The sequence below is a fragment of the Chryseobacterium sp. FG46 genome (assembly GCF_057809135.1).
In genome coordinates this window covers 1-1,843 of sequence record NZ_JBMDJJ010000067.1, presented here as the reverse complement: position 1 = coordinate 1,843, position 1,843 = coordinate 1, and the positions used below count along the sequence as shown (strand labels likewise).

The following is a 1,843-nucleotide window of genomic DNA, read 5'->3' as shown; positions in this document are numbered from 1 at the left end:
ACGCTCTAAAATGAGATGTTCCAGCCGCACCTTCCGGTACGGCTACCTTGTTACGACTTAGCCCTAGTTACCTGTTTTACCCTAGGCAGCTCCTGTTACGGTCACCGACTTCAGGTACCCCAGACTTCCATGGCTTGACGGGCGGTGTGTACAAGGCCCGGGAACGTATTCACCGCGCCATGGCTGATGCGCGATTACTAGCGATTCCAGCTTCATAGAGTCGAGTTGCAGACTCCAATCCGAACTGAGACCGGCTTTCGAGATTTGCATCACATCACTGTGTAGCTGCCCTCTGTACCGGCCATTGTATTACGTGTGTGGCCCAAGGCGTAAGGGCCGTGATGATTTGACGTCATCCCCACCTTCCTCTCTACTTGCGTAGGCAGTCTCACTAGAGTCCCCAACTTAATGATGGCAACTAGTGACAGGGGTTGCGCTCGTTGCAGGACTTAACCTAACACCTCACGGCACGAGCTGACGACAACCATGCAGCACCTTGAAAAATGTCCGAAGAAAAGTCTATTTCTAAACCTGTCATTTCCCATTTAAGCCTTGGTAAGGTTCCTCGCGTATCATCGAATTAAACCACATAATCCACCGCTTGTGCGGGCCCCCGTCAATTCCTTTGAGTTTCAAACTTGCGTTCGTACTCCCCAGGTGGCTAACTTATCACTTTCGCTTAGTCTCTGAACCCGAAAGCCCAAAAACGAGTTAGCATCGTTTACGGCGTGGACTACCAGGGTATCTAATCCTGTTCGCTCCCCACGCTTTCGTCCATCAGCGTCAGTTGTTGCTTAGTAACCTGCCTTCGCAATTGGTGTTCTAAGTAATATCTATGCATTTCACCGCTACACTACTTATTCCAGCTACTTCAACAACACTCAAGACCTGCAGTATCAATGGCAGTTTCACAGTTAAGCTGTGAGATTTCACCACTGACTTACAGATCCGCCTACGGACCCTTTAAACCCAATAAATCCGGATAACGCTTGCACCCTCCGTATTACCGCGGCTGCTGGCACGGAGTTAGCCGGTGCTTATTCGTATAGTACCTTCAGCTAGATACACGTATCTAGGTTTATCCCTATACAAAAGAAGTTTACAACCCATAGGGCCGTCGTCCTTCACGCGGGATGGCTGGATCAGGCTTCCACCCATTGTCCAATATTCCTCACTGCTGCCTCCCGTAGGAGTCTGGTCCGTGTCTCAGTACCAGTGTGGGGGATCACCCTCTCAGGCCCCCTAAAGATCGCAGACTTGGTGAGCCGTTACCTCACCAACTATCTAATCTTGCGCGTGCCCATCTCTATCCACCGGAGTTTTCAATTTAAAATGATGCCATTCTAAATATTATGGGGTATTAATCTTCCTTTCGAAAGGCTATCCCCCTGATAAAGGCAGGTTGCACACGTGTTCCGCACCCGTACGCCGCTCTCTAGATCCCGAAAGATCTATACCGCTCGGCTTGCATGTGTTAGGCCTCCCGCTAGCGTTCATCCTGAGCCAGGATCAAACTCTCCATTGTATGTTTGTCTGACTCACTCAAAGTTTTTAACGCTTTAGTTTTTCCTTACTTGGTTGTTATATTGTATGTCAATGATCTTTTTATCTTTCGCTTTATAACGTAGCAATCTTTCTGTCAGTGTCGCTCCGTATTTGCGAGTGCAAAAGTAAAACTTTATTTTGATTTAACCAAATGTTTTCGAAGAAAATTTTAAAGTTTTTTAAGTAACCTTAATCCCTCATAAACCCTCAATCTCTCTACTCCTGCGCTCCCTCTAATTGGGACTGCAAAGATACAAACTCTTTTTAAACTGGCAACTTTTTTTACAAAAAGTTTTGA

Annotated in this window: 1 rRNA gene; it reads right to left on the bottom strand. The window is 47.1% G+C overall.

Features of this window, described 5'->3' with window-relative positions:
• Nucleotides 1-8 precede the first annotated feature (8 nt).
• Nucleotides 9-1,525: ribosomal RNA gene (locus ACODR7_RS21495) — 16S ribosomal RNA — on the bottom strand.
• Nucleotides 1,526-1,843 lie beyond the last annotated feature (318 nt).